The 24,677-nt window shown below is 71.1% G+C and carries 27 protein-coding genes; 8 read left to right on the forward strand and 19 right to left on the reverse strand.

The genetic code is table 11. The features are described from left to right. The first annotated feature begins 2 nt into the window (after positions 1 to 2). Together ACIBJH_RS03375 and ACIBJH_RS03380 are read left to right on the forward strand one after the other, a co-directional pair. On the forward strand, positions 3 to 1,214 hold the full coding sequence (locus ACIBJH_RS03375; protein WP_399115138.1) for a methyltransferase domain-containing protein: 1,212 nt from the start codon (positions 3 to 5) through the stop codon (positions 1,212 to 1,214). Between the two features lie 58 nt (positions 1,215 to 1,272). After that, positions 1,273 to 1,602 carry a S26 family signal peptidase gene (locus ACIBJH_RS03380; RefSeq protein WP_399115139.1) on the forward strand — a complete coding sequence of 110 codons (330 nt, stop codon included), beginning with the start codon at positions 1,273 to 1,275 and terminating at the stop codon, positions 1,600 to 1,602. A gap of 7 nt (positions 1,603 to 1,609) precedes the next feature. Here the strand turns inward: ACIBJH_RS03380 and ACIBJH_RS03385 are convergent, their stop codons facing one another. The 5 genes from ACIBJH_RS03385 to ACIBJH_RS03405 form a co-directional block, all read right to left on the reverse strand. Continuing rightward, positions 1,610 to 2,902: an RNA polymerase sigma factor gene (locus ACIBJH_RS03385; RefSeq protein WP_399115140.1), complete on the reverse strand. Its 1,293-nt coding sequence runs from the start codon at positions 2,900 to 2,902 to the stop codon at positions 1,610 to 1,612. A 44-nt stretch (positions 2,903 to 2,946) separates the two neighbouring features. Next, positions 2,947 to 3,303: a YciI family protein gene (locus ACIBJH_RS03390; protein ID WP_043676922.1), complete on the reverse strand. Its 357-nt coding sequence runs from the start codon at positions 3,301 to 3,303 to the stop codon at positions 2,947 to 2,949. A 151-nt stretch (positions 3,304 to 3,454) separates the two neighbouring features. Further along, positions 3,455 to 4,507 (reverse strand): LCP family protein, encoded by a 1,053-nt coding sequence (locus ACIBJH_RS03395; protein WP_399115141.1) that lies wholly within the window; start codon positions 4,505 to 4,507, stop codon positions 3,455 to 3,457. Positions 4,508 to 4,631: 124 nt separating this feature from the next. Further along, the gene (locus ACIBJH_RS03400; protein ID WP_399115142.1) at positions 4,632 to 5,975 is read right to left on the reverse strand and encodes an endo-1,4-beta-xylanase; all 1,344 of its coding nucleotides are present in this window, start codon (positions 5,973 to 5,975) and stop codon (positions 4,632 to 4,634) included. A 101-nt stretch (positions 5,976 to 6,076) separates the two neighbouring features. Next, complete coding sequence (locus tag ACIBJH_RS03405) at positions 6,077 to 7,108, reverse strand: LacI family DNA-binding transcriptional regulator (protein ID WP_399115143.1); 1,032 nt, start codon at positions 7,106 to 7,108, stop codon at positions 6,077 to 6,079. A gap of 107 nt (positions 7,109 to 7,215) precedes the next feature. Between ACIBJH_RS03405 and ACIBJH_RS03410 the strand changes: the two genes are divergently transcribed. The 4 genes from ACIBJH_RS03410 to ACIBJH_RS03425 all read left to right on the forward strand — a co-directional run bounded on the left by ACIBJH_RS03410 (position 7,216) and on the right by ACIBJH_RS03425 (position 12,715). Further along, positions 7,216 to 8,520, forward strand: a complete 1,305-nt coding sequence (locus tag ACIBJH_RS03410; RefSeq protein WP_399115144.1) for an ABC transporter substrate-binding protein — start codon at positions 7,216 to 7,218, stop codon at positions 8,518 to 8,520. A 131-nt stretch (positions 8,521 to 8,651) separates the two neighbouring features. Further along, positions 8,652 to 9,467, forward strand: a complete 816-nt coding sequence (locus ACIBJH_RS03415) for a carbohydrate ABC transporter permease (RefSeq protein WP_399115145.1) — start codon at positions 8,652 to 8,654, stop codon at positions 9,465 to 9,467. Positions 9,468 to 9,471: 4 nt separating this feature from the next. Beyond that, positions 9,472 to 10,371 carry a carbohydrate ABC transporter permease gene (locus tag ACIBJH_RS03420; RefSeq protein ID WP_399115146.1) on the forward strand — a complete coding sequence of 300 codons (900 nt, stop codon included), beginning with the start codon at positions 9,472 to 9,474 and terminating at the stop codon, positions 10,369 to 10,371. A gap of 34 nt (positions 10,372 to 10,405) precedes the next feature. After that, positions 10,406 to 12,715, forward strand: a complete 2,310-nt coding sequence (locus ACIBJH_RS03425) for a glycoside hydrolase family 3 N-terminal domain-containing protein (protein ID WP_399115147.1) — start codon at positions 10,406 to 10,408, stop codon at positions 12,713 to 12,715. Here ACIBJH_RS03425 and ACIBJH_RS03430 read toward each other — a convergent pair. From ACIBJH_RS03430 to tsaB, 6 genes are read right to left on the reverse strand one after another with little or no spacing between them, the layout of a single operon-like run. Further along, positions 12,697 to 13,089, reverse strand: coding sequence for a type II toxin-antitoxin system VapC family toxin (locus ACIBJH_RS03430; RefSeq protein ID WP_399115148.1), 393 nt, complete (start codon positions 13,087 to 13,089; stop codon positions 12,697 to 12,699). The two genes, ACIBJH_RS03425 and ACIBJH_RS03430, sit on opposite strands and share 19 nt — an antisense overlap. Next, positions 13,086 to 13,358, reverse strand: a complete 273-nt coding sequence (locus ACIBJH_RS03435) for a hypothetical protein (RefSeq protein ID WP_399115149.1) — start codon at positions 13,356 to 13,358, stop codon at positions 13,086 to 13,088. Before ACIBJH_RS03435 ends, ACIBJH_RS03430 begins: the two co-directional genes overlap by 4 nt. 24 nt (positions 13,359 to 13,382) lie before the next feature. Next, on the reverse strand, positions 13,383 to 13,637 hold the full coding sequence (locus tag ACIBJH_RS03440; protein ID WP_399115150.1) for a hypothetical protein: 255 nt from the start codon (positions 13,635 to 13,637) through the stop codon (positions 13,383 to 13,385). Then, on the reverse strand, positions 13,634 to 14,725 hold the full coding sequence (tsaD, locus tag ACIBJH_RS03445; protein ID WP_399115151.1) for a tRNA (adenosine(37)-N6)-threonylcarbamoyltransferase complex transferase subunit TsaD: 1,092 nt from the start codon (positions 14,723 to 14,725) through the stop codon (positions 13,634 to 13,636). Before tsaD ends, ACIBJH_RS03440 begins: the two co-directional genes overlap by 4 nt. After that, positions 14,718 to 15,236 carry a ribosomal protein S18-alanine N-acetyltransferase gene (rimI, locus tag ACIBJH_RS03450; protein WP_399115591.1) on the reverse strand — a complete coding sequence of 173 codons (519 nt, stop codon included), beginning with the start codon at positions 15,234 to 15,236 and terminating at the stop codon, positions 14,718 to 14,720. Before rimI ends, tsaD begins: the two co-directional genes overlap by 8 nt. A 29-nt stretch (positions 15,237 to 15,265) precedes the next feature. Further along, complete coding sequence (gene tsaB, locus ACIBJH_RS03455) at positions 15,266 to 15,919, reverse strand: tRNA (adenosine(37)-N6)-threonylcarbamoyltransferase complex dimerization subunit type 1 TsaB (RefSeq protein WP_399115152.1); 654 nt, start codon at positions 15,917 to 15,919, stop codon at positions 15,266 to 15,268. A gap of 120 nt (positions 15,920 to 16,039) precedes the next feature. Between tsaB and ACIBJH_RS03460 the strand changes: the two genes are divergently transcribed. Further along, positions 16,040 to 16,597, forward strand: a complete 558-nt coding sequence (locus tag ACIBJH_RS03460) for a hypothetical protein (protein ID WP_399115153.1) — start codon at positions 16,040 to 16,042, stop codon at positions 16,595 to 16,597. A 96-nt stretch (positions 16,598 to 16,693) separates the two neighbouring features. On the opposite strand, the gene ACIBJH_RS03465 is transcribed toward ACIBJH_RS03460, so the two are convergent. The 7 genes from ACIBJH_RS03465 to ACIBJH_RS03495 form a co-directional block, all read right to left on the reverse strand. After that, positions 16,694 to 16,852 carry a hypothetical protein gene (locus ACIBJH_RS03465; protein WP_399115154.1) on the reverse strand — a complete coding sequence of 53 codons (159 nt, stop codon included), beginning with the start codon at positions 16,850 to 16,852 and terminating at the stop codon, positions 16,694 to 16,696. 139 nt (positions 16,853 to 16,991) lie between these two features. Beyond that, entirely contained in the window at positions 16,992 to 17,513 is a 522-nt protein-coding gene (tsaE, locus tag ACIBJH_RS03470) for a tRNA (adenosine(37)-N6)-threonylcarbamoyltransferase complex ATPase subunit type 1 TsaE (protein ID WP_399115155.1), read from the reverse strand. Then, entirely contained in the window at positions 17,479 to 18,717 is a 1,239-nt protein-coding gene (locus ACIBJH_RS03475) for an alpha/beta fold hydrolase (protein WP_399115156.1), read from the reverse strand. Before ACIBJH_RS03475 ends, tsaE begins: the two co-directional genes overlap by 35 nt. After that, positions 18,714 to 19,985: an alanine racemase gene (gene alr / locus ACIBJH_RS03480; RefSeq protein WP_399115157.1), complete on the reverse strand. Its 1,272-nt coding sequence runs from the start codon at positions 19,983 to 19,985 to the stop codon at positions 18,714 to 18,716. The genes ACIBJH_RS03475 and alr overlap by 4 nt, the downstream gene beginning before the upstream one ends. Before the next feature lie 46 nt (positions 19,986 to 20,031). Further along, positions 20,032 to 20,928 carry a L,D-transpeptidase family protein gene (locus ACIBJH_RS03485; protein ID WP_399115158.1) on the reverse strand — a complete coding sequence of 299 codons (897 nt, stop codon included), beginning with the start codon at positions 20,926 to 20,928 and terminating at the stop codon, positions 20,032 to 20,034. A 146-nt stretch (positions 20,929 to 21,074) separates the two neighbouring features. Continuing rightward, positions 21,075 to 22,511: an NAD(P)H-hydrate dehydratase gene (locus tag ACIBJH_RS03490; protein ID WP_399115159.1), complete on the reverse strand. Its 1,437-nt coding sequence runs from the start codon at positions 22,509 to 22,511 to the stop codon at positions 21,075 to 21,077. A gap of 71 nt (positions 22,512 to 22,582) precedes the next feature. Then, positions 22,583 to 22,954 (reverse strand): holo-ACP synthase, encoded by a 372-nt coding sequence (locus tag ACIBJH_RS03495; RefSeq protein ID WP_200713700.1) that lies wholly within the window; start codon positions 22,952 to 22,954, stop codon positions 22,583 to 22,585. 149 nt (positions 22,955 to 23,103) lie between these two features. Between ACIBJH_RS03495 and ACIBJH_RS03500 the strand changes: the two genes are divergently transcribed. Then, entirely contained in the window at positions 23,104 to 24,147 is a 1,044-nt protein-coding gene (locus tag ACIBJH_RS03500) for a hypothetical protein (protein WP_399115160.1), read from the forward strand. 29 nt (positions 24,148 to 24,176) lie between these two features. Here the strand turns inward: ACIBJH_RS03500 and ACIBJH_RS03505 are convergent, their stop codons facing one another. Next, the gene (locus ACIBJH_RS03505; RefSeq protein ID WP_399115161.1) at positions 24,177 to 24,590 is read right to left on the reverse strand and encodes a hypothetical protein; all 414 of its coding nucleotides are present in this window, start codon (positions 24,588 to 24,590) and stop codon (positions 24,177 to 24,179) included. Positions 24,591 to 24,677 lie beyond the last annotated feature (87 nt).

Genomic DNA, 24,677 nt, shown 5'->3' on the forward strand with positions numbered 1-24,677 from the left:
CGGTGAACGACCCCCATGCCCCGGTGCACGACCCCGTGCTCGCCTTCGCCGCCCTGCTCACCCCCGAGGGCCGTGCCCTCCTCGACGAGGTCCGCGGCACCGACCCGGCCAAGGAACTCGCCGTCGCGACCCGGCTGCGCCGCGAGCACCCCGCCGACCTCGTCTCGGCGGCCCTCGGCCAGGCCCGGCTGCGGCAACGGGCGGCGGCGGCGAAGTTCACGCCCGAGGACGCCGACCGGATGTTCTTCACCCCGAACGGCTTCGAACAGTCCACCCGTTCCACGGTCGCCACCTACCGCGCCGGGCGGCTGCGCGAACTGGGCGTGACCTCCGTCGCCGACCTGTGCTGCGGAATCGGCGGCGACGCGATCGCGCTGGCGCGGGCGGGAGTGCGGGTACTGGCCGTGGACCGCGACCCGCTGACGGCCGCCGTGGCGCGCGCGAACGCGGAGGCACTGGGCCTGGCCGACCTGATCGAGGTACGGGAGGCGGACGTCACGGACGTGGACACGTCCGCGTACGACGCCGTGTTCGTCGACCCCGCGCGACGCGGCGGCCGGGGCCGCATCTTCGACCCCGAGGCGTACTCGCCCCCGCTCTCCTGGGCCGTCGCCGCCGCTACGACGGCCCCGCTCGCCGCGCTGAAGATCGCACCCGGGGTGCCGCACGAGGCGATCCCGGAGACGGCCGAGGCGGAGTGGATCTCGGACGGCGGGGATGTGAAGGAGGCGGTGCTGTGGTTCGGGGCGGGGGTGCGTCCGGGTGCCGTACGGGCAACTCTCCTCCCCGGCCCACGAGTTCTGCACGGCCGCGGACTCCCCGACCCCGAAGTCCGCCCTGTCGGACGGTACTTGTACGAACCCGACGGCGCCGTCATCCGCGCCCACCTCGTCGCCGAGGTCGCGGAGGAGGTCGGGGGCGGGCTCGTCGACGAGACCATCGCCTACATCACCGCCGACGAACTACGGCCGACCCGGTACGCCTCCGCCTACGAGATCACCGACCAACTCCCCTTCGGCGTCAAGAAGTTGAAGGCACTGCTGCGGGAGCGGGAGGTGGGCGTACTCACCGTGAAGAAGCGGGGATCGGCCGTCGAACCGGAGGAACTGCGCCGGAAGGTGAAGCCTCAGGGGCCCAACTCGGCGACGGTGTTCCTGACTCGGGTGGCGGGGGCGCCGGCGATGTTGATCGGGCGGCCGGTCGTGGAGAAATAAATCGGTGGGGCGACGCGGGGGAATCTGCCACGCTCATCGGATGGGTGCTTTGGACGCAGTGGCAGGCAGAGTCGCCGGCGGGGCCACCGTGACGTTCCGGCCCAGCGGCTCCTCGATGATCCCGCTGATACGCAGTCGCCAGCAGGTGGTCGTCGCTCCGGTCGACCCGTCGAAATTGACGGTGGGAGACATCGTCCTCGCCCGTGTCGCCGGGACGGTCCACCTGCACCTGGTGTCGTCCGTGGACCTCGCCGGGAAGCGGGTGCAGATCAGCAACAACCGTGGCCGCGTCAACGGCTGGACCGGTCACGACCGCGTCTTCGGCATCTGTGTGGCGGTCGACGACGTCGCCCGGCCGGGAGCCGCGGGCAAGACCGTCGCGGCTTGACGGGGCACTAGTCCGCCTCTTCCTCCTCGGCCCTGCGCAGCAGCAGTTGGCGTTCCCGTTCGTTGCGGGCCAGCGAAGCCGCTCTGACGAACTCCTCCTTCGCCTCCGTCGTGCGGCCCAGGCGCGACAGCAGGTCGCCGCGGACGCTGGGCAGCAAATGGTAGTCGCGCAGGGCGGGTTCGGCGGCGAGGGTGTCGACGATCTCCAGGGCCGGGGCCGGGCCGTCCGCCATCGAGACGGCGACCGCGCGGTTCAACTCGACCACGGGGGAAGGGGATCGGGCGGCGAGGAAGCCGTACAGAGTCGCGATCGTCGGCCAGTCGGTCTCGTCGTAGGTGTACGCGTGGGCGTGGCAGGCGGCGATGGCGGCCTGGAGGGCGTAGGGGCCGGGGGCGCCGGTGGACACGGCGTCGGCGCGGCCGAGGGCGGTGATGCCGCGGGTGATGAGCAGGCGGTTCCAGCGGCGGCGGTTCTGGTCCCTGAGGAGGACGGGGTCGCCGTTCGGGGCGGTGCGGGCGGCCGAGCGGGAGGCCTGGAACTCCAACAGGGCGGCCAGCGCGTGCACTTCGGGTTCCTTCGGCATCAGGCCGGCGAGGAGGCGGGCGAGTCGGAGCGCGTCCTCGCAGAGGCCGGGGCGCAGCCAGTCGTCGCCCGCGGTCGCCGCGTAGCCCTCGTTGAAGATGAGGTAGATGACGTCGAGGACGGAGCCGAGGCGGGCCTCGCGGTCGGGGCCGTAGGGGACTTCGAAGGCCACGTTCTTCGTCGCCAGGGTGCGTTTGGCGCGGACGATGCGCTGGGCGATCGTCGGCTCGGGGGCGAGGAAGGCGCGGGCGATCTCGGGGGTGGTCAGGCCGCCGAGGAGGCGCAGGGTGAGGGCGGTGCGGGCCTCGGGGGACAGGACCGGGTGGCAGGTGGTGAAGACCAGGCGGAGGAGGTCGTCGTCGATGTCGTCGGGGGCGGCGGGTTCCTCGGGCGGGGCCGTGGTCTCCAGGGTGCGGCCGATCTCCTGGAGCTTGCGGGCGTAGTTCTCCCGGCGCCGGACCAGGTCGACGGCACGGTGCCTGGCGGTGGCCATCAGCCAGGCGCCCGGGTTGTCGGGCACACCGTCCCGCGGCCACTGCTCAAGGGCGGCGACGAGGGCGTCCTGGGCCAGTTCCTCGGCGATGCCGATGTCGCGGACGGTGCGGGCGACGGCGGCGATGATGCGCGGGGACTCGATGCGGAAGACGGTCTCGATGGCGGTGTGCGGGTCGGTGGCGTTGCCGTGCGGGGCTGCGGTGGGCTGTGATTCCGGAGTCACAACCCACCATGCAACACCCCCGGCGGTCTCAGGCCAAGGAATGCTCAGCCCTCCGCGATCTCCCGCACCTCGCAGGTCACGGTCCAGAACTCCTCGTGCACCTTCAGGAACCGCTTGGTCCACTCGATCGCCTCGGCCATGTCCTTGCACTGCATGAGCGCGTAGCCGCCGACGACCTCCTTGGACTCGGTGAAGGGCCCGTCGGTGACGGAGATCTTGCCGCCCTCCCAGTGGACCCGCGCGCCCTGCGCGGTCGGGGTGAGGCCGGCGGTGTCGAGCATCACCCCGGCCTTGGTGATCTCCTCGATCAACTCGCCCATGCGCTGCATCAGTTCAGGGCTCGGACCCTCGGCGGGGGCGGTCTTCTCGTCGATCTGCACGAGGGAGAGGTAGCGGGGCATGGTGACTCCTAGGTCGAACGGTGGCCGGTCCTTACCGGCCTTTCAACCATGCGTCGAACGAGGTGCCGCCGGATCGACACACTCGCCGGAATTCGCCGAAGATTTTTTCGGCGCCCTGTCCGGCATCCTGTTTCCGCAGGTCAGGCGCCATTCATTTCAGTGACTCCCACAGATCGCTCGCCGCCGGCTCCTTGGCGATCACCCGATTGGGGTCGGACGGGGCCGTCACGACGGGCATCGTGATCGTCTTGACCGCGTCCGCCGACAGGCCCTTCAGGCTCTCGCCGAGGCTGATCAGTTCGCTCAGGGAGTCGAGGCCGGTGTCGGTGGTGAGGCTGTCGGTGATCGCGTCGGTGACCTCGTAGAGCTTGGTGGGGTCGGTGAGCAGGTCGTGGGAGGAGATCTGGGTCAACAGGGCCTTCACCAGCATCTGTTGGAGGCCTATTCGGCCCAGGTCGCTGCCGTCGCCTATGCCGTGCCGGGTGCGGGCGAGGGCGAGCGCCTGCTTGCCGTTGAGGTGGTGGGTGCCCTTCTTCAGGTGCAGGTGGCTGTCGTCGTCGTCGATGTCCTCGGTGGTCGTCACGGTGACGCCGCCCAGCGCGTTGACCAGCTTCGCGAAGCCCGCGAAGTCGATCTCTATGTAGTGGTCCATGCGGACGTCCGTGATCGACTCGACCGTCTTGACCGCGCAGACCGGACCGCCCACCGAGTACGCGCTGTTGAACATCGCGCTGTACGCCACGGAGGTCGAGCCCCCCGACTTCAGCGGGCAGGACGGGCGGGTGACGAGGGTGTCGCGCGGGATGCTGACGATCGTGGCCTTCTTACGGCCCGCGTCGATGTGCACGACCATCGCCGTGTCGGAGCGGGCGCCGGAGCTGTCGCCGCCGCCGAGCGCCTGGTTCTCCTTGCCGCTGCGCGAGTCCGAGCCGAGGACCAGGATGTTCACCGAGCCGGTCGGCACGGGGGCGGCGGACGCGGAGGCGGACGCCGTGGGTGTGGTCACCGCCTTCGCGGGGCGGTTGGCGCCGAGCGCGCTGTCGATGTCGACGCTCTTGATGTTGTTGTTGAGGTGCCAGTAGGCCCAGCCCGCCGTGGCGACACCCAGGACGAGGGCGCCCGCCAGAGTGAGGCCGGCGATCTTCAGCACCCTCGACCGCCGGCCCACTCGTCTGTCCGCGTCGGCGTTCTCGTTGTCCGTCACGGGGAGGAACGTAAGTCCGAATTATTAGGAGAAAGTTAGGGGAAGGGTCGCGAGACGGTTTTCTGCGGAAAATCTCACGGTTCTCAGTCCCGCTTCACGCCCCACTTCACTCCCCCCGCCTCCCTCATCCCAGGGTCACCACCGGTACCGGGTTGCTTCCGCTCCAGGACGCGTTGAACCCGAACGTCACCGAACCGCCGTCCGGCACCGTCCCGTTGTAGCTCGCGTTCGTACAGGTCACGGCCGCCCCCGACTGGGTGCACACAGCGTTCCAGGCCTGCGTGATCTGCTGGCCGGCCCCGTACGTCCAGCTCGCCCGCCAGGACGACAGCGCGCTCCCGGTGCAGGCGATGGTCACCTGCCCGGTGAATCCGGTGTTCCACTGACTCGTCACTCCGTACGTCGCCGAGCACGCGCCGGTCGGCGGGGTCGTGGTCGTACCGCCGAGTGCCTCCGCGATCCCGTAGTACGCCGGTTTCGGCACGTAGTTCTCGTCGTACGGTGTCGCCGCCCCGTAGCCCGGGAAGGTGCCCGGCACCCAGGAGTCGGAGTCGGTGAAGCCCCAGACGGTGATGTTCACGCAGCGGGTCACCGCCGCGCAGGCGGCCACCACGCTCTTGAAGTCGGCCTTCTGCTGGGCGAGTTTGGCGGCATCGGCCGGGAGTGCCATCCGTACGTCCAGCTCGGTGATCGCCACATCCACGCCCAGGTCGGCGAACCGCTGGATGTTCTGCTGGAGGGTGGCCGGGACCTGACCGAGGATCAGATGGGCCTGCAACCCCACCCCGTCGATCGGAACGCCCGCCGCCTTCAGGGACTTGACCAGGTTGTACAGGGCGGTGGACTTCGCATTGACGCCCTCGACGTTGTAGTCGTTGATGTACAGCTTCGCCGCCGGGTCCGCCGCGTGGGCCCAAGTCAGCGCCTGGGCTATGTAGTTGGCGCCGAGGCCGTTGTACCAGAGCGTCGAGCGGTAGGTGCCGTCCTCGTTGAAGGGCTCGTTGACCACGTCCCAGGCGGTGATCTCGCCCTTGTAGCGGCCGACTTCGGTGCTGATGTGGTTCTGCAGCAGACTGCTCAACTGGGCCGACGTCCATGTCCCGTTGGTCAGCCAGCTCGGGTTCTGGCTGTGCCAGACCAGGGTGTGGCCGCGCACCTGCTGGTTGTGGGCCCGCGCGAAGGCGACGATCTGGTCCGCCTCCGACCAGTTGTAACTGCCCTGCGTCGGCTCTACGGTCTCCCACTTCATGGCGTTGCCGGGGGTGAGCGAGCTGAACTGCGCGCCCGCGATGTCGCCGTAGCTGCCGGTGAGTTTGGAGCCGGTGACCGCGGTGCCGACGACTTTGCCCTTCGCGGCGGCGAGGTCGCGCAGCGGGGTGTCGGCGGCGTGTGCGGCGGGTGCGGTGAAGAGCAGGACGGCGCCGGTGACCAGGGCCGCCAGGGAGAAGCCGGTTCTCAGAGATCTCATGCGGGTGCCTCCGAAAGTTTCGGTTGTGCAACCGATTGGCTTCGGAGGAGTGTGGGGCGGCTCACCCCACTCGTCAATACGTCACCTTCCGGCCACCGGCGTCATCCGGCGGCCGGCGGAGCCGTACTGCTGCGCACCACCAGGCTCGTCGCCAGCTCCACCCGCCGCGCCGCCGAGGACTCCGGCTCGCGCGCGAGGTCGAGCACCAGCTTCGCCGCCGCCTCGGCCATCTCGGTGAGGGGCTGTCGTACGGTCGTCAGCGGCGGGCCGACCCAGCGGGCGACCGGCAGATCGTCGAAGCCGACGATGCTCAGATCCTCCGGGATGCGCAGCCCCAGTTCGCGCGCGGCCTCGTACAGGCCGAGGGCCTGGAGGTCGTTGCCGGCGAAGACGGCGGTGGGCCGGTCCGGGCGGCGCAGCAGATCGAGCCCGAGGCGGTAGCCGGCCTCGTGGTGGAAGTCGCCGGTGACGATCAGCGAGGTGTCGACCGGCACCCCGGCCGTCTCCAGCGCGGCCCGGTAGCCGTCCACGCGGGCGCGGCTGCACATCATGCGGGAGGGTCCGCTGATCGCGCCGATCCGCGTGTGGCCCAGTTCGACCAGGTGCCGGGTGGCGGCGAGCCCGCCCTGCCAGTTGGTCGCGCCGATCGACGGCACGTCGGCGCCCGGGTCACCGGCCGGGTCCATCACCACGAACGGGATGGAACGGCTGGTCAGCAGCGCCCGCTGGGACTCGTCGAGCCCGGACAGGACGAGGACCACGCCGTGCGGGCGGCGGGCGGCGACCTGGTCGGCCCAGGTCCGGCCGGGCGTCAGCCGCCCCGCGCTCTCGCTCAGCACCACGCTCAGCCCGGCGTCCCGCGCCACGTTCTCCACACCCCGGATCACCTCCAGCGCCCAGGCGCTCTCCAGCTCGTGGAAGACCAGGTCGATCAGCGGGGAGCGGGTCGCCTCGGCGCGGCGGCGCCGGTAGCCGTAGACGCGGAGCAGGTCCTCGACGCGGGTGCGGGTCGCGGGGGCGACATCGGCGCGGCCGTTGAGGACCTTCGAAACAGTCGGAGCGGAGACTCCGGCCTCGCGGGCGATCTCGGCAAGCGTCGCGGTCTGCGTTTCCACGGCTTTCGAAGGTTTCATGCCCGCGATCGTATCCCTGCGCGACCCCTTGACGAAGCTTCTGTCCCGCCATACGTTCCCGGAACATTCGTAACGTTGATCGAAACATTCGCGAAAGAGGCCGTCATATGGAGTCCTACAGCAGGCGCTGGGTGCTCGGCGCCGGTGCCACCACCCTGCTCACCGCCGGACTCACGGCCTGCGGCTCCAGCGACAGCACCGGCGGCAGCAGCACGGTCACCGCCTTCACCTACGGCGACGACGCGGCGAAGGTGCAGGTCAAGGCCGTCACCCGGTTCAACGCGTCGGCGGCGGCCAAGAAGGCCAAGGGGAAGATCAAGCTGGAGCAGGTGCCCGGCACCGACTACCCGGCCAAGCTGCGCACCGCGATGGGCTCGCCGAACGCGCCCGACGTCTTCTTCAACTGGGGCGGCGGCTCCATCAAGGCGTACCAGGAGGCCAACCAGCTGGTCGACCTCACCGACACCATCAAGGCCGACCCGGTCCTCAGCGGCGGCTTCCTGCCCTCGGTGCTCGCGGCGGGCGCGCTCAAGGGCAAGAACTACGGCATACCGATGCGCGGCATGCAGCCCGTGATCCTCTTCTACAACAAGTCCGTCTTCGCCGCGCAGAAGCTCCAACCGCCCACCACCTGGGCCGAGTTGCTCGACATCAACAAGAAGCTGAAGGCCGCGAACATCACGCCGTTCGCGCTCGGCGGCGCCGACATCTGGCCCGAGCTGATGTGGCTGGAGTATCTCGTCGACCGGATCGGCGGACCCGAAGTCTTCGACCGCATCAAGAACGGCGACGCGTCCGGCTGGGGCGACCCCGCCGTCCTCAAGGCCGCCGAGACGGTGAAGGAACTCATCGACGACGGCGCCTTCGGCAAGGGCTTCAGCTCCGTGTCGTACGTCAACGGCGGCGCGCCCGCGGTCTTCGCCAAGGGCAAGGCGGCGATGCATCTGATGGGCTCGTGGGAGTACTCGACGCAGCTCGGCAAGTTCCCCGACTTCGCCAAGACGAACCTGGGGTGGTCCGCGTTCCCGAAGTACGAGGGCGGTGCGGGCGACATCCGCAACGTCGTCGGCAACCCCACCAACTACTGGTCCGTGAACGCCCGTACGGGCAACAAGGACGCGGCGATCGCGTTTCTGCGGGACTGTGCGTCGGAGGCGTACGCGAAGGCACTCGTCGCCAACGGCGACATCCCGACCACCTCCAACGCGGAGAAGCTCCTCGACTCCTCCCCCAACCCCGAGTTCGCGAAGTTCCAGTACCAACTGGTGCAGCAGGCGCCCGCGTTCACCTTGAGCTGGGACCAAGCGGTGGATCCGGCTGTGTCCACGCCGATGCTGACGGAGATCAACAAGCTGTTCGTGGGGAAGAGTTCGCCGGCGGAGTTCGTGTCGGCGCTCAAGGGGCTCAAGTGACGGAGCGCTCCGCGGCAGGGGTGGTTCGTCGGGTGCGGGTTCGTCGTGGCTGGTCGCGCCCCGCGGCGGAGCCGCAAAATGACACAGCCCCGCGCCCCTATCGGGGCGCTGCACCCCACGGCGTTTGGGCTGTGCCCGGAGTTTTGTTCTTCGTGTTCTTCGCTGTCGGGCCCATGGTGCTGGCCGTGTACCTGTCCTTCACACAGTGGAACGGGCTCGGGGACCCCAAGCCCGTCGGGCTCGCCAACTGGCAGAAGTTGCTGCACGACGACCGGCTCACCCAATCCCTCACCGTCACCGTCCTGTTGACGGTGACGAGCTGGGTGTTCCAGACCGTCGTGTCGCTGCTGCTGGGCGTCTGGGCGGCGGGGCGGCAGCGCAACCGGGCCGTCCTCTCCGCGATCTTCTTCGTGCCGTTCCTGCTGTCGTCCACGGCCATCGCGCTGCTTTTCTACGCGCTGCTCGACCCGAACTTCGGCGTCATCCACCAGGACACGCTCGGCTCGACCAGTGGCGCGTTCCTCGCGATCGTGTTCGTCGGGGGCTGGCAGTTCATCCCCTTCCACACGCTGATCTACCAGGGCGGGGCCCGCCAGATACCCGAAGTCCTCTACCAAGCGGCGGCAATTGACGGCGCCGGGCGCTACCGCCAGTTCTTCTCGATCACGCTGCCCCAGCTCCGCAACACGGCCACGACCTCCAGCGTGCTGATGATCGTCGGCTCGCTCACCTACTTCGAGACCGTCCTGATCCTCACCCAGGGCGGCCCCGGCACGGACACGGCGATCCTGCCGTACCTGATGTACGAGGCCGGCTTCAAGAGCTACGACTTCGGCTACGCGAGCGCGATCGCGACCTTCCTGGTCGTGACCGCCACCGCGCTGTCCCTCGTCCTGGTCCGGCTCACCGGTTTCGGCGCCATGCGCAGTACCCGCGAAGGGATGTGACGGAGTGTCACACGACACGTTGCCGCGTCCGGTGAAGACGGCGGAGGAGCCTGTGGAACCCCCGCACACCCGAAGGCGCCGCCACTGGACCCGCCGCGCCAACCCTCTCGCCGGCCTCGGCTCCCTCATCTGGCTCGCGGTCGTCATCGTCCCGATCTACGCGATGATCTCGGCCTCGCTCACCCGCCAGGACCAGGCCCTCGGCAACAACGCCCTGAAGCCGCCCACCGATCCGACCCTCGCCAACTACAACACCGTTCTCCACAACGGCTTCGGCCACTTCCTCGCCAACACCGCACTGGTGGCGGCAGCGGTCGTAGGAATCGTGCTCGTGCTGTGCGTGCCGCTCGCCTACGTCGCCGTACGCACCCGCACGGTCTGGTCGAGCGCGGCCTTCCGCCTGTTCCTGCTGGGAGTCGCCATCCCGGCCCAGGCAGTGGTGGTCCCCCTGTACCTGATGATCGCCAAACTCGACCTCTACGACAGCCTGTTGGCGGTCATCCTCCCCACCGCGGCCTTCGCGATGCCGGTCTCCGTGCTGATCCTGACCGGCACCCTGCGGGACATCTCGGAGGACCTCTACGAGGCGATGGCGCTCGACGGCGCCTCGGCGACCCGGATGCTGTTCCAGCTGGTCGTCCCGCTGGCCAAGGGCGGGATCAGCACCGTCGTCATCTACACCGCGCTCCAGGCCTGGAACGGCTTCCTCTTCCCGCTGATCTTCACCCAGTCCGACGGCCCCCGGGTCCTCACCCTCGGACTCTTCAACTACGTCAGCCAGTTCGGCGTGAACATCCCCGCGCTGCTCGCCTCGGTCGTCCTCTCCGGCATCCCGATCTTCGCCGTCTACCTGGTGGCCCGGCGCGCCCTGGTCGGCGGCCTGATGGGCGTGGGCGGCAAGTGAGCCGCCCCAACTCACCCTTTCCGACAGGAGTTTCATGACCACCGCCCCCTGGCGCGACCCCGCCCTGCCCGCCGCCGCCCGCGTCGACGACCTGCTCGCCCGGATGACCCTGGAGGAGAAGACCGCCCAGTTGTACGGGGTTTGGGTGGGCGCCGACACGGACGGCGACGGAGTCGCCCCGCTGCAAAGGGAGATGACGTCCGACTACGACTGGGACGAGCTGATCACCCACGGGTTGGGGCAGCTCACCCGTTCCTTCGGTACGGCCCCGGTGGACCCGGAGTTGGGTGCGCAGGCGCTGGCCCGCGCGCAGCGCCGGATCGCCGCGGCCGGCCGGTTCGGCATCCCGGCCGTGGCCCACGAGGAGTGCCTGGCCGGGTTCACCGCGTGGGGTGCGACGGCGTACCCGGTGCCGCTGGCCTGGGGCGCGAGCTTCGACCCGGCGCTGGTCGAGGAGATGGCCCGGCACATCGGCGCCGACCTGCGCGCGGCCGGCGTCCACCAGGGACTCGCCCCGGTCCTGGACGTCGTACGGGATCCGCGGTGGGGGCGGGTGGAGGAGACGATCGGGGAGGACCCGTATCTGGTGGGGACCATCGGGGCCGCTTATGTGCGGGGGCTCGAATCGGCCGGGGTGGTCGCGACGCTGAAGCACTTCGCGGGGTACGCGTCCTCGGTGGGGGCGCGGAATCTGGCGCCGGTGCGGGCCGGGGTGCGGGAGTTCGCGGACGTGGTGCTGCCGCCGTTCGAGATGGCGCTGCGGGAGGGCGGCGCGCGGTCGGTGATGGCGGCGTACAACGAGACGGACGGCGTACCGGCGTCGGCGGACCCGGCGCTGCTGACCCAACTCCTGCGGGAGGAGTGGCAGTTCACGGGGACGGTGGTCGCCGACTACTTCGGCATCGGTTTCCTGGAGACGCTGCACCGGGTGGCGGGCAGCCCGGCGCAGGCGGCGCGGGTGGCGCTGGAGGCCGGGATCGACATCGAGTTGCCGACTCTGAAGTGCTACGGGAAGCCGTTGGTGGAGGCGGTGCGGGCGGGGGACGTGCCGGAGTCGCTGGTCGAGCGGGCGGCGCGCCGAGTGCTGCTGCAGAAGGCCGAGTTGGGACTCCTGGACGCGGACTGGGCGCCGGAGCCGACCGAGCGGATCGACCTCGACTCGGCGGCGAACCGTGCGCTGGCCCGCCAACTGGCCGAGAAATCAGTGGTGTTGCTGGACAACCCGGACGGCGTACTGCCCCTCCCGCCGGACGCCCGGATCGCGGTGGTGGGCCCCAGGGCGGCGGACGCGCTGGCGATGCTCGGCTGCTACTCCTTCCCGTCCCACGTGGGTGTCCACCACCCCGAGGTACCGATGGGCATCGAGATCCCCACCGTGCTGGAGTCGCTGCGGGCCGAACTCCCGGACGCCAAGGTGACGTTCGCGGAGGGCTGCGATGTGTCCGGCCCGGACACGACCGGTTTCGAGGAGGCGGTCGCGCGGGCGTCCGAGGCGGATATGTGCGTGGCGGTGCTCGGGGACCGGGCCGGTCTGTTCGGGCGCGGCACGTCGGGCGAGGGCTGCGATGTAGCGGACCTCCAACTACCGGGCGTCCAGGCCGACTTGCTGGACGCACTCGTGTCGACGGGCGTCCCGGTCGTACTGGTCCTGCTCACCGGCCGCCCCTACGCGCTGGGCCGTTGGCACGGGCGCCTTGGCGCGGTGGTCCAGGCGTTCTTCCCGGGGGAGGAGGGCGGCCCGGCGGTGGCGGGAGTGCTGTCGGGCCGCGTCAACCCGTCCGGCCGCCTCCCGGTGAGCGTCCCGCACATGCCGGGCGGCCAGCCGTGGACATACCTGCAACCCCCCTTGGGCCTGGCCGACGAGGTCAGCAGCCTCGACCCGACCCCGCTGTACCCCTTCGGCCACGGCCGCTCGTACACGACGTTCGCGTGGGAGCCCGCGGAATCAGGGGAGTTGGAGATCGACACGGCCGGCTCCCACGACCTGACGCTCACCGTCCGCAACACCGGCGACCGGCCGGGCGCGGAGATCGTCCAGCTGTACCTCCACGACCCGGTCGCCTCGGTGACCCGCCCGGACGTCCGCCTGATCGCCTACCAGCGGCTGGAGTTGGGGCCTGGCGAGGCGTCCCGGGCGACCTTCCGCTTCCATGCGGATCTGTCGGCGTTCACGGACCGGTCGGGGCGCCGGGTGGTTGAACCGGGGGTGCTGGAGCTGAGGTTGGCCGCCTCCAGCGCGGAAGTACGGCATACGGCACGAGTGACGCTGACGGGGCCGCGACGCGTACTGGGCACGGACCGGCGGCTGTTGTGCGAGACGGAGGTTCAGACCTTGATCACGTGAACTCCGGCACCGCACAGGTCCCGGAGGCCCTCGGGGTCGGAGGTCAGCACGGTGACGGGTGCGGGCGACGCCAGAGCGGTCACGGCGACGATCGCGTCGAGCGCGTACTTGTGACCGTGCAGACCCGCCGCAGCGAGGAGCTTGCTCGCCCGGCGGGCGATCGCCTCGCTGGGCGGGACGACGTTGACACGCGAGACGGCGTGGTCGAACCGGGCCTGGTGAATCCTGGGGTCGCGTGCCTCGACGAGGGTCACGGAGCTGACGACCACGCGGATGTCCTCGGCCTCGGCCGCGACGAGCCACTCGGTGAGTTCGGGAGTGCGGCGGACGAGCTTGGACAGGCCCTCGCAGTCGAGGACGAGCGTGCCGCTCACGCGGCGTCGGCCGAACCCGCCGAGCCACCGCGCAGGAGGGCTCGCTTGGCCTCGACCCCGGCCTGGTCCACCGGACCGTGCGCGGCTTCCGCGTCCTCGATCAGTTCACGCAGCCGGTCCCGCTCCAGTTGGCGCTGGATGAGTGCTTCCACGTAGGCGGACATGCCCCGCTTGCCGGTGCGCGCCTTGAGGGCGGCGATGGTGCCCTCGTGGAGCGACACCGACACCGGACGGACGGGGCCTTCGCCGGGCAGGGGAGAATCAGCCATGACCCCACTTTAACAAAACTCTTGTTATTCGCCCACCGACTCGAACCGCCACCGATGCACCGCCCGCATGACCAACTCCCCCTCAGGCTCGGGGAGTTCGGGCAGCTCGGTGTCGTAGTCCGCGTCCCACCACGTGATGACGAGGACGCGGTCCTGGGGGGCGCGGAGGAACTCCCGGCGGAGGGGTTCGGCCGACAGGCGTTGTGCCTGGGCCCAGGCGAGCAGGTCGGCGCCGCGGCCCTCGGCCGCCCTCGCCTCCCACATCAGCGCGACCGTCACGTGTACAGGTTCTCCTTGCCGACCTCGTGCACGTGGTCGTGGGAGTGGCCGGGGACGTATGTTTCCGTGACCGGGAGCGAGGAGTCCGCCGAGAGGTCCCAGTCGGAGGGGGCCCGGTTGCGGGCCACCATTTCCGCGCCCAGTGCGGCGACCATCGCGCCGTTGTCCGTGCACAGCTTCGGGCGCGGGACGCGCAGGCGGATGCCCGCCGCCTCGCAACGCTCCGCCGCCAACGCCCGCAGGCGGGAGTTCGCGGCCACCCCGCCGCCGATCATCAGGTGGTCGACGCCCTCGTCCTTGCAGGCCCGTACGGCCTTGCGGGTCAGGACGTCGACGACCGCCTCCTGGAAGGACGCCGACACGTCGCGCACCGGCACGTCCTCCCCGGCCGCCCGCTTCGCCTCGATCCAGCGGGCCACGGACGTCTTCAGCCCGGAGAAGGAGAAGTCGTACGCCGGGTCGCGCGGCCCGGTCAGTCCGCGCGGGAACGTGATCGCCGTGGGGTCGCCCTCCTTCGCGTACCGGTCGATGACCGGGCCGCCCGGGAAGCCGAGGTTCAGGACGCGGGCGATCTTGTCGAAGGCCTCGCCCGCCGCGTCGTCGATCGTCGCGCCGAGCGGTCGTACGTCCGAGGTGATGTCGGAGGAGAGGAGGAGGGAGGAGTGGCCGCCGGAGACCAGGAGCGCCATGGTCGGTTCCGGGAGTGCGCCGTGTTCGAGCTGGTCGACGCAGATGTGGGAGGCGAGGTGGTTCACGCCGTAGAGCGGCTTGCCCAGTGCGTAGGCGTACGCCTTCGCCGCCGAGACGCCGACCAGGAGCGCGCCCGCGAGTCCGGGGCCCGCCGTGACCGCGATGCCGTCGAGGTCGCTCGCGCTCACGCCCGCGTCCTTCAGGGCGCGTTGGATCGTCGGGACCATCGCCTCCAGGTGGGCGCGGGACGCCACCTCCGGTACGACCCCGCCGAAGCGGGCGTGTTCGTCGACGCTGGACGCGACCGCGTCGGCGAGCAGGGTGTGGCCGCGGACGATGCCGACGCCGGTCTCGTCGCAGGAGGTCTCGATGCCGAGGACGAGGGGTTCGTCAGTCATTGAACTCGGTTCCTTGTACGGAAGGCGACCCCGCGGCGGAGCCGCTGTCGGGGTCTGTGGTCAGGCGCATCACCAGGGCGTCGACGTTGCCCGGCTGGTAGTAGCCGCGCCGGAAGCCGATGGGAGCGAAGCCGAAGCGCTCGTAGAGTTTCTGCGCGCGGACGTTGTCGACACGGCATTCGAGCATGACCTCGGCGCACTCGAACTCGCTTGCCGCGCTGAGGAGTTCGGTGAGGAGGGTGGCGCCGAGGCCGGTGCCCCAGTGGTCGCGGGCGACGGCGATGGTCTGGATGTCGGCCTGGTCGCCGGTGGTGGCGAGGCCCGCGTAGCCGATGACCCGGACACCGCCCTCGCACTGGTCGCCGGTCACCTCGGCCACCAGGTACCGGCGGGTCGCCTCGGCGCCCCGCGCGTGGGCCAGTTCGGACCAGAACATGCCCCGGGACCAGGCGTCCTCGGGGAAGAGGTCCTTCTCCAGTTCCAGCACGGGGTCGATGTCCCACCAGCGCATCTCGCGCAGCCGGGGGCTCGTGGATTCGGTCACTTGGGGGTGACCACCTTGTAGTTCTTGGGGACCTGCGCGTCGGGACGGCGCAGGTAGAGCGGCCGGGGCGCGGGGAGTTCGACGCCCGCCGCCAGTCGCTCGGCGGCCAGGGAGGCGAGTGCGGCGGCGGACACGTGCTCGGGCTCGTGGGCGGACGGGAAGGTGTCCGGGTAGAGCAGGGCACCGGCGCCGACGGCGGGCAGTCCCGCCACCTCGTCGGCGATGTCCGCGGGCCGGTCCACGGCCGGGTCGGTGACCCGGGTGCGGGAGTCGGCGTAGCGGGCCCAGTAGACCTCCTTGCGGCGCGCGTCGGTGGCCACGACGAAGGGGACGTCGAGGTCGGTGGCGTAGGCGAGGCCGTCCAGCGTGCACACACCGTGCACGGGCACGCCGAGCGCGAGCCCGAACGTGTCGGCGGTCATCAGACCGACGCGCAGCCCGGTGTAGGGGCCGGGGCCGATGCCCACGACGATTCCCGTGACGGCGTCGAGCGTGAGCCCCGCGTCGGCGAGCACACGGTCGACGGCCGGGAGCAGCAGCTCACCGTGGCGGCGCGCGTCCACCTGACTCGACGAGGCGATGACGGCCTCGCCGTCGTGCAGGGCGACGGTGACTGCGGGGGTGGCGGTATCCAGAGCGAGCAAGAGCACGCAAACAGCCTACGGCTCCGGCGCCCCGGCCACGGCCGCCCCGGTCCGCCCGGCCCGACTGCTACCGTCACCTACAGTCACCGCACTTACTGGACATACAAGACATGGAGGTGGGCGCCGATGGCCGGCAGCAGCTCGGGAATCGTGGCCGGGCTCACCGTGGCGGCGCTCGCCACGGTCGGTTTCCTCGCCTATCAGGCGTCGGCGAGCGTCCCGGCCGGGATGGGCGGTACGGCCCGTGCGAGCGCCCCGCCGGCGGTGGCCACCTCGAAGGCGCCCCGCGACAGGAAGAACCCCGCCGCGCTGCCCGCGGGCTCCGGCAGGGGCGAGCGGGTCGTGTACTCGCTGGACGACGACCGGGTGTGGCTGGTCGCCAAGAACAACAAGGTCAACCGCACGTTCAAGGTCACCCCCGGGACGGTGGATCCGACCCTGGGCTCCTACTGGGTGACGTCCCGCTCGAACGCGGTCACCGGCACCGACGGCACCCCCATCCAGCACGTCGTCCGCTTCGCCAGCACGGACGGGCTCGCGATCGGCTTCAGCGCGGCGGTCAACGGCGCGACCCGGCAACCCGACCCCACGGCGAAGTCCGGCGGCATCCGCGAGTCGGTCGAGGACGGCACGGCGATGTGGGAGTTCGCGACGATCGGGCAGAGCGTCGTCGTCATCCGCTGAGCGGGATCGCCCTGATAGGGACAGCGCCCCGCAGGGGCGCATCCCAGGGGCGCGGGGAACTGCGCGACCAGCCCCCACCGACCCGCAGCCAAACAACTACGCAGCTTTGCGCTGCTCAACCGGCGGAGCCTCACGTGGGGGCGTCGAGACCGCCTTCGCCGCCTCACCCGCCGCCAGCAACTCCCGCATGGACACCCCGGCGAACACGTACGGCTGCGGGCGGTCCTGGTTCTCTGAAGCCGACGAAGCCGACATGGACGCCTCCTGGGACCTGGGGGCGGACGTAGTTAGGTAGACCTAACTACGAACTGGATACCATGTGACCACGCGCGAGACCCGAAACGCAACATCTTGCCGACACCTTGTCGGAACCCACACGCCCCTCCCCGGAGGGTCACGCGCCGAGCACTCCCAGTTCGACCGAGGCCCAGCGCTCACCGAGCCCGGTGACGGTCACGTGCCGTACCTCGTCCGTGGTGTCTCCGACGGCCCGGTGGATGACGACCGACAGCCGGTCGTCCGTCAGCTCCTCGACCTTGCCCTCGCCCCACTCGACGACGATCACCGACTCCGGCAGCGAGACGTCGAGGTCGAGGTCCTCCATGTCGTCGAGCCCGCCGCTCAGGCGATACGCGTCGACGTGGACGAGCGGCGGCCCCTCCCCCAACGAGGGATGCACGCGGGCGATGACGAACGTCGGCGAGGTGACCGCGCCGCGCACGCCGAGCCCCTCCCCCAGGCCCCGGGTCAGCGTCGTCTTGCCGGCGCCCAGCTCACCCGTGAGCATCACGAGGTCGCCCGCGCGCAGCAGTTTGGCCAGGCGGCGCCCCAACTCCCCCATCTGCTCGGGGGAGTTGACGGTGATCGAGACGGACAGGGGCTCAGCCGCGTCGTGCGGTGCTGCTGGTGCTTCCATAGCCACTTACGGTAGCCCCTGCCGGCACGGCACCCGCGCGGGTGAGCAGGTCGGCGAGGCGGTCGGTGACCACCTCCGGGTGCTCCAGCATGACCAGGTGCCCGGCGTCCGGCACGAGCACCAGCTCGGCGTCCGGCAGCTGGTCGGCGATGGCCTCGCTGTGCTCACTGGGCGTGACGAGATCGCCGATCCCGGCCAGCACGAGCACCGGCATGTCCTTGAAGTGGGTGAGGGCCGCGGTCTTGTCGTGGTCGGTGAACGCCGGGTAGAACTCGGCGACGACGTCGATGGGCGTGCCCTCGATCATCCGTTCCGCGAACCGCGCGACCGCCGGGTCGACGTCCCGCGAGGCGAACGAGTACCGCTTGATGATCCCGGCGAACAGATCGGCGGTCGCCCGTCGCCCCCGCTCCACCAGCGCGGCCTGCTGACCGAGCGCCTTCAGGACCCCGGGCAGTACCCGCCGTACCGCGTTGACGCCGGCGACGGGCAGCCCGAAGTTGACCTCGCCGAGCCGCCCGGAGGACGTACCGACGAAGGCCGTGGCGACGACCCGGTCGCGGATCAGGTCCGGGTACTGGTCGGCGAGCGCCATCACCGTCATGCCGCCCATGGAGTGCCCGACGAGCACGATCGGCCCCTCGGGCACGGCCGCGTCGAGCACGGCCTTCAGGTCGCGGCCCAACTGGTCGATGGTGAGCGGCATGTCGTCTTCCAGCTGCGCGACCCCGCGCGCGGAACGGCCGTGGCTGCGCTGGTCCCAGTGCACCGTCCGTACGATCCCGCGCAGGGCCGCCCGCTGGAAGTGCCAGGAGTCCTGGTTGAGGCAGTAGCCGTGACTGAAGACGACGGTGACCGGGGCCGGTGCCTTGCGTCCGAAGAGGCGGCGGCGCTTGGGCGTGACGGCGACCTCGGGTTCGATGTCGTCGACCTCGTAGTACAGCTCGGTGCCGTCGTCCGCGTGGGCCGTGCCGGGGATGCCGCGCAGTGAGCCGTACGGTCCCGTGGAGTCGAGCGCGAGCCGCGCCCGCTCGCGCATGCTGCGCCCGACCGTCATCCGCTCTATGGCGACACCGGCCGCGGCTCCGGCGGCGATCACACCTATCGCGGCGCCCGCGATGCCGGTCACCTTGCGCCAGTTGCCGGCCACCCCCGTGGCGGCGGAGGCGAGTTCGGCGACCGCCTCCGCGCTGCTCTCGCTCACGTCCCGCTCCTCTTCCCGTCCCGGTTCTGCGCCGCGTCGTCCACCTCATACCCGGGGACGACCTGATCGACGACGAGGGCGGCCTCGTCCTCCTCGGGGACGCCCTCATTGACGTAGACGCGGGGAACGCGTGTTCCGATGCGGGTCACGATCTCGTAGGCGATGGTGCCCGCGGCCTGTGCCCAGTCCTCGGCGGTGGGCTCGCCGCGGTCGCCGGGGCCGAAGAGGATGGCCTCCGCCCCGGGCTCCGGCTCGTCCCCTCCGAGGTCTACGACGAACTGGTCCATGGCGACCCGGCCCGCGACCGTGCGCCACTTGCCGCCGACCAGCACCGGGCCGGTGCCGGAGGCGTGCCGGGGGATGCCGTCCGCGTAGCCGACGGGGATGAGGCCGAGGGTCGTCGTGCCCGGGGTGACGTAGTGATGGCCGTAGCTGACGCCGTGCCCGCCCGGCACCTGCTTCACCAGGGCGACGGACGCCTTCAGGGTCATCACCGGCCGCAGTCCGAAGTCGGCGGACGAGCCCACCTCCGGGCTGGGCGAGATGCCGTAGACGGCGATGCCGGTGCGGACGAGGTCGAAGTGGGAGTCGGGGCGGGTGAGGGTGGCGGGCGAGTTGGCGATGTGGCGGACCTCGGGCCGTACGCCCTGGTGCTCCGCGTAGGCGAGCATCTCGCGGAAGAGGGCGAGTTGGGCGTCGACGGACGGGTGCCCGGGTTCGTCGGCACAGGCGAAGTGCGACCAGAGGCCGGTGATGCGGAGCAGCCCCTCGGCCTCCGCGCGGAGGGCCTCTCCGACGAGTTCGGCCCAGTCGTCGCCCGGCTGGCAGCCGTTGCGCCCGAGTCCGGTGTCGGCCTTGAGCTGCACGCGCGCGGGGAGACCCGCTTCGCGGGCGGCCGCCACGACCTCCCGCAGCGCCCACATGTCGCTGAGCGACATGTCGAGGTCGGCCTCGATGGCTTCGCGCCACGGCCCGCCGGGGGTCCAGAGCCAGCACATGATCCGCACCCCGTCGGGCAGTCCGGCGCGGGCCCGCAGGTCGAGGGCCTCCTCGGGGGTGGCCGTACCGAGCCAGGTCGCGCCCGCCTCGACGGCCGCGCGGGCGCACGGCAGGGCGCCGTGGCCGTACGCCTCGGACTTGACGACGGCCATGACGGCGGCACCCGGCGCGAGGGCGCGCAGGGTCCGCACATTGGCCCGCAGGGCACCGAGGTCGATCTCGGCGCGGGCGCGCAGGGGCGCGGTCGGCGCAGTTGCTGTCTCGTTCATGACGCCCCCAGTGTCTCAGAGGGGACTGACAAGCCCGCAGGCCCGCCTAGTTTCCGGGCCGGTGGCCCCACACATAGACGCGGTCGCCCTTCTTGAGCACACCCCACAGCTTGCGGGCGTCGGCCAGGCGCAGGTTGACGCAGCCCCAGGAGCCGGTGGTGGTGTAGATGCTGCCGTAGACGGCGTGGAAGGCGATGCCGCCGTCGAAGAACTGGGCATACGGCATAGGGCTGTTGTAGAGGGTCGACCAGTGGTTCTTGTGCTTCCAGTAGATCTTGTGCCAGCCGCCCCGGGTGACGTGCCCGGTGCGTCCGCTGCGCATCGGGACCGGTCCGAAGACGACCTTCTTGCCCTTCTGCACCCAGGTGAGCTGCCGGTCGAGATCGACACAGGCGACGCGGTACGAGCGGACGGGGCACTTCCGGGCCGCGTTCGGGTTCTTCTTGGCGGCGAGCAGCTGCATGCGCGCCCAGGTCACCGGTCCGGCGAAGCCGATCGCGGGCTTGATGCCCTGCTTCTTCTGGAAGGCCCTGATCGCCTTGCAGTCGGCGGCCGACTGCCGGCCGTCCACCTTGAGCTTCAACCACCGCTCCACGCCCCGCTGGTAGGGCCCGGTCTGCTTGCTGCAGGAGACCTTCGCCACGGCGTCCCCGATCGGCACGTACTCGACGAGCGCGTACGTCCCCGCCGCCGCGTCCCTCGGCTCGACCCGGTCCTCCTCTGCGGTCGGCGTGTACACCTTGGGTACGAGGGCCTGGTCGGGCGTGTCGATCTGCCAGGGCTGATACGGCCCCGGCGGCACCCCCGGCACGAGTTCGGTCTCGCCGGGCCCGGGTACCGGCGCCGGCCCGTCGGCCCAGGCGGTCCCGATGCCGACGGGGAGGGCGATCACCGCGGTGAGCAGCACCGCGAGGCTTCTGTGCGCGATTCGTGTACTGATCATGCGATCAGAGAAACGCGGTACCCCGGCGGGGAGCGGGTGCCGCGCGGAGGGGTCACCCTTATTGGCGAGCGTTCGGTGGACCGGATCGGCGAGCGTTCGGTGGACCGGATCGGCGAGCGTTCGGTGGACCGGCCCGGCCGACGCTCTCAGTCACGCACGTCCCGCCACGCCGTCCGCACCGCCTCCGCCACGTCGTGCGCCCCGACCGGCGCCCCGTCCGCCGCCAGCCGCCCCGCGAGACCGTGCAGATACGCCCCCACGCTGCCCGCGTCGAACGCCGGCAGCCCCGCCGCAAGCAACGAGCCCGCGAGCCCCGACAGCACGTCCCCGCTGCCCGCCGTGGCCAGCCAGCCGGTGCCCGTCGGATTGACCCGCACCGCGCCGCCCCCGGAGTCGGCGACCAATGTCGTCGAGCCCTTGAGGAGCACGGTCGCCCCGTACCGCCGGGCCAACTCCCGCACCGACGTGAGCCGGGCCGCCTCGACCTCCGCGCGCGGGACCCCCAGGAGCGCGGCGGCCTCGCCCGCGTGGGGGGTCATCAGCGTCGGTGCCGTACGCGCCCGTACGGCCTCGGGGTCGGCGAGCCGCAGCCCGTCCGCGTCGATGAGCACCGGCACGTCGGCCGCCACCACCTCCGCCACGGTCGCCGCGTCGTCGCCCGCCCCCGGACCGACGACCCACGCCTGCACCCGTCCCGCCTTGGCCGGCCCCCGGTCCGACACCAGGGCCTCCGGGAACCGCGCGATCACCGCGTCCGCGGCCGGACCGACGTACCGTACGGCCCCCGCCCCGCCCCGCAGCGCCCCGGCGACGGCGAGCACGGCCGCGCCCGGGTAGCGCCCGGAACCGGCGGCGATGCCCACCACCCCGCGCCGGTACTTGTCACTCTCGGCGTCCGGCACGGGCAGCAGGGCGGCCACGTCCGCGTGCTGCAGGGCCTCCAACTCGGGTTCGGGGGGCAGTTCGGCGCCGAGTCCGATGTCGACGAACCGTACGGAACCGGCGTACTCGCGCGCGGGGTCGATCAGCAGCCCCGGCTTGTGGGTGCCGAAGGTGACGGTGAGGTCGGCCCGGACCGCGGCGCCCAGCACCTCACCCGTGTCCGCCTCGACGCCGCTCGGGAGGTCCACGGCGACGACGACACCCCGGGAGTCCCCGGCGAGGGTCGCGAGCCGCGCGGCGTCCGGCCGCAGTCCGCCCCGGCCGCCGATCCCGACGATTCCGTCGAGGACGAGATCGGCGCGCAGGACCGGTTCCTCGGCGGCGTCCGGCGACACGGTACGACCGCCCGCGCGGAGCAGCGTCGTAAGCCCGCGCGCGTGGGTGCGGTCGGGCGCGAGCAGCACCGCCGTGACGGCCGCCCCTCGCCGGGCCAGCCGTGCCCCGGCGTAGAGGGCGTCGCCGCCGTTGTCCCCGCTGCCGACCAGCAGCGCGACCCGGCTGCCGTAGACCCGGCCCGTCAACTGGGCGCAGGCGACGGCCAGTCCGGCCGCCGCGCGCTGCATCAGCGCGCCCTCGGGAAGCCGTGCCATCAGCCGTCGTTCGGCCGCTCTTACCGTCTCCACGCTGTACGCAGTACGCATGCGGTCGAGTCTGCCCCGGGAGGGGCACGGAACGCACCCGGGCGGGCCGGGCTCCCCGTGCTCCGCCCTCGTCACCCCTCCGCGATCACCACCGCCGAGGCCACCCCGGCGTCGTGGCTCAACGACACGTGCCAGGAGCGGACGCCCAGTTCGGCCGCCCGCGCGGCGACCGTGCCCGTCACCCGCAGCCTCGGCTGCCCGCTGTCCTCGACGTAGACCTCGGCGTCCGTCCAGTGCAGCCCGGCCGGTGCGCCCAGCGCCTTCGCCAGGGCCTCCTTGGCGGCGAAGCGGGCGGCGAGGGAGGCGGCGCCCCGGCGCTCGCCGCTCGGCAGCAGCAACTCGCTGTCCAGGAAGAGGCGTCGGGCCATCCCGGGCGTACGCGCCAGCGACGCCGCGAACCGGTCGATCTCGGCCACGTCGATACCAACCCCGATGATGCTCATGCCGAGCACCCTACGGCGGCGCCGGTCCTGCCCTTGTGGGCAGGTGGAGCGGTTCTCGGGCGCGGATTCGTTGCCCCGTAGTACCTCGTCGGGACGTCCGGCCGACGTGTAGACAACGAAGATCGCGACTCCAGGCCAGAGGTGAGGACGTGCACGCCCGAGACGAAGCCCGCGCGCGGGACGACGCCGTAGCCCGGCGTGCCCCGCTCAGCGGACCCGCAGCCGACACCGCCACCCGGCCCGCGCACGAGTTGCTGTCGCTCCAGTCGAGGGCGGGCAACGCCAACGTCGTACGGATGCTCGGCGGGCAGTCGGCACCGGTGGTCCAGCGGAACAAGCTGCTGAACGGGAACATCTCGTTCACCAACGTGTCCCTCAAGTTCCCGGAATCGCAGGACAAGGCCACCCGGGTGCTGCAACTCCTGTCCACCAACACGGCGATCAAGTCCTTCCTCGACGGCCGGACCTGCCGGATCACGCTGGAGAAGCGGACGACTCAGGCACCTGCGGACGTGGTCGACAAGGGGGCCGACGGCGTCTTCGTGACGATGGCGGCCTACTACCTGGAGAACTACGACATCGGCTACGTCGTGGGCATGCTCTGCCATGAGTTCGGCATCCATCCGATGGCGGCCGCCGCCCCCACTACGCGCGACGAGGAGGAGGCCTTCCGGGGTGTGCCGTTCCCCGTGCCGGGCCTTGAGCACAAGCCGCATCCCGACGGGTTCGCGTCGATGAACACCGACGCCGCCAAGCAGGCCGACCATGTGCTCGGCGTCATCCCCGGGAGCCCGCGGTACACGATCTACCGCGACCTCACCCTGGAGATGGCGGACCTGCTGCTGCGGGACGCGCGCAACCGGGCGCCGGGCGCCCGGGAACAGGACGTCACCGACCTCATCGACTGCTTCCTCATGGACGTGGCCTCGATCGCCGCGACGAACGACAACCGCCTGCGCGGAATGCCCGTCCTGGGCAACAGCGAGGGACCGGCGATCCGCCAGGACATCGCGGCCGTGTACAACGCCTACAAGTCCCGCCTCGCCGACGACCTGTCGGAGGAACGGCAGCCCATCAGGCCCCTGTTCCCCGCGGAGAAGACCCCGGAGGCCGTCAAGGCCGACTTCAACACCCTTCTGGGGCGCATCACCAAGGGCGCGTTCCGCGCGTGGAGCATCGACAACAGCGACTAGACGAGCGACTGGGCCGGCGACCGGACCGGTCAGGCGGCGTCGAGGGCCACGGTGATCTTGCGGATCATCTCGTTCATGGCGGGCCCGGGTCCGCCCTTGAGGCTCCGAACGGCCTCTTCCACGGCGACGAGCACGGTGGCGCGGAAGTTGTCGGCCTCGGCCGGATCCTGCTCCTTGAGCAGCGCCATGGCCGCGGTCAGGGCGGGCAGCACCCGGTCGGCGAGTTCGGCCGCGGACCTGCCGTCCAGGCCCTCGATCTTCGACTTTGCGGCGAGGACGTGGCCGACCTGCCCGGTCGCGGAGAACAGCGCGATGCTGCCCCGGGTGGCGATCCGGTGCGGGGAGCCGGTGGCACCCGCGGCGACCAGCAGCGAGACGGCACCGTACGCGGCGGTCCGCAGGGTGGCCTTGTCCTGGTCGGTGAGGGTGAGTTCGACGGTCATGGTGGTGTGCTCCTCGGAGTCGCCGGAGTCGGTGGGCCTTCCTTGTGGAGCAGAGCCTGCGCCCGGCCGGTTTCACCGCGGCCTCAG

Source organism: Streptomyces sp. NPDC050548 (assembly GCF_044457385.1).
GTDB lineage: Bacteria > Actinomycetota > Actinomycetes > Streptomycetales > Streptomycetaceae > Streptomyces.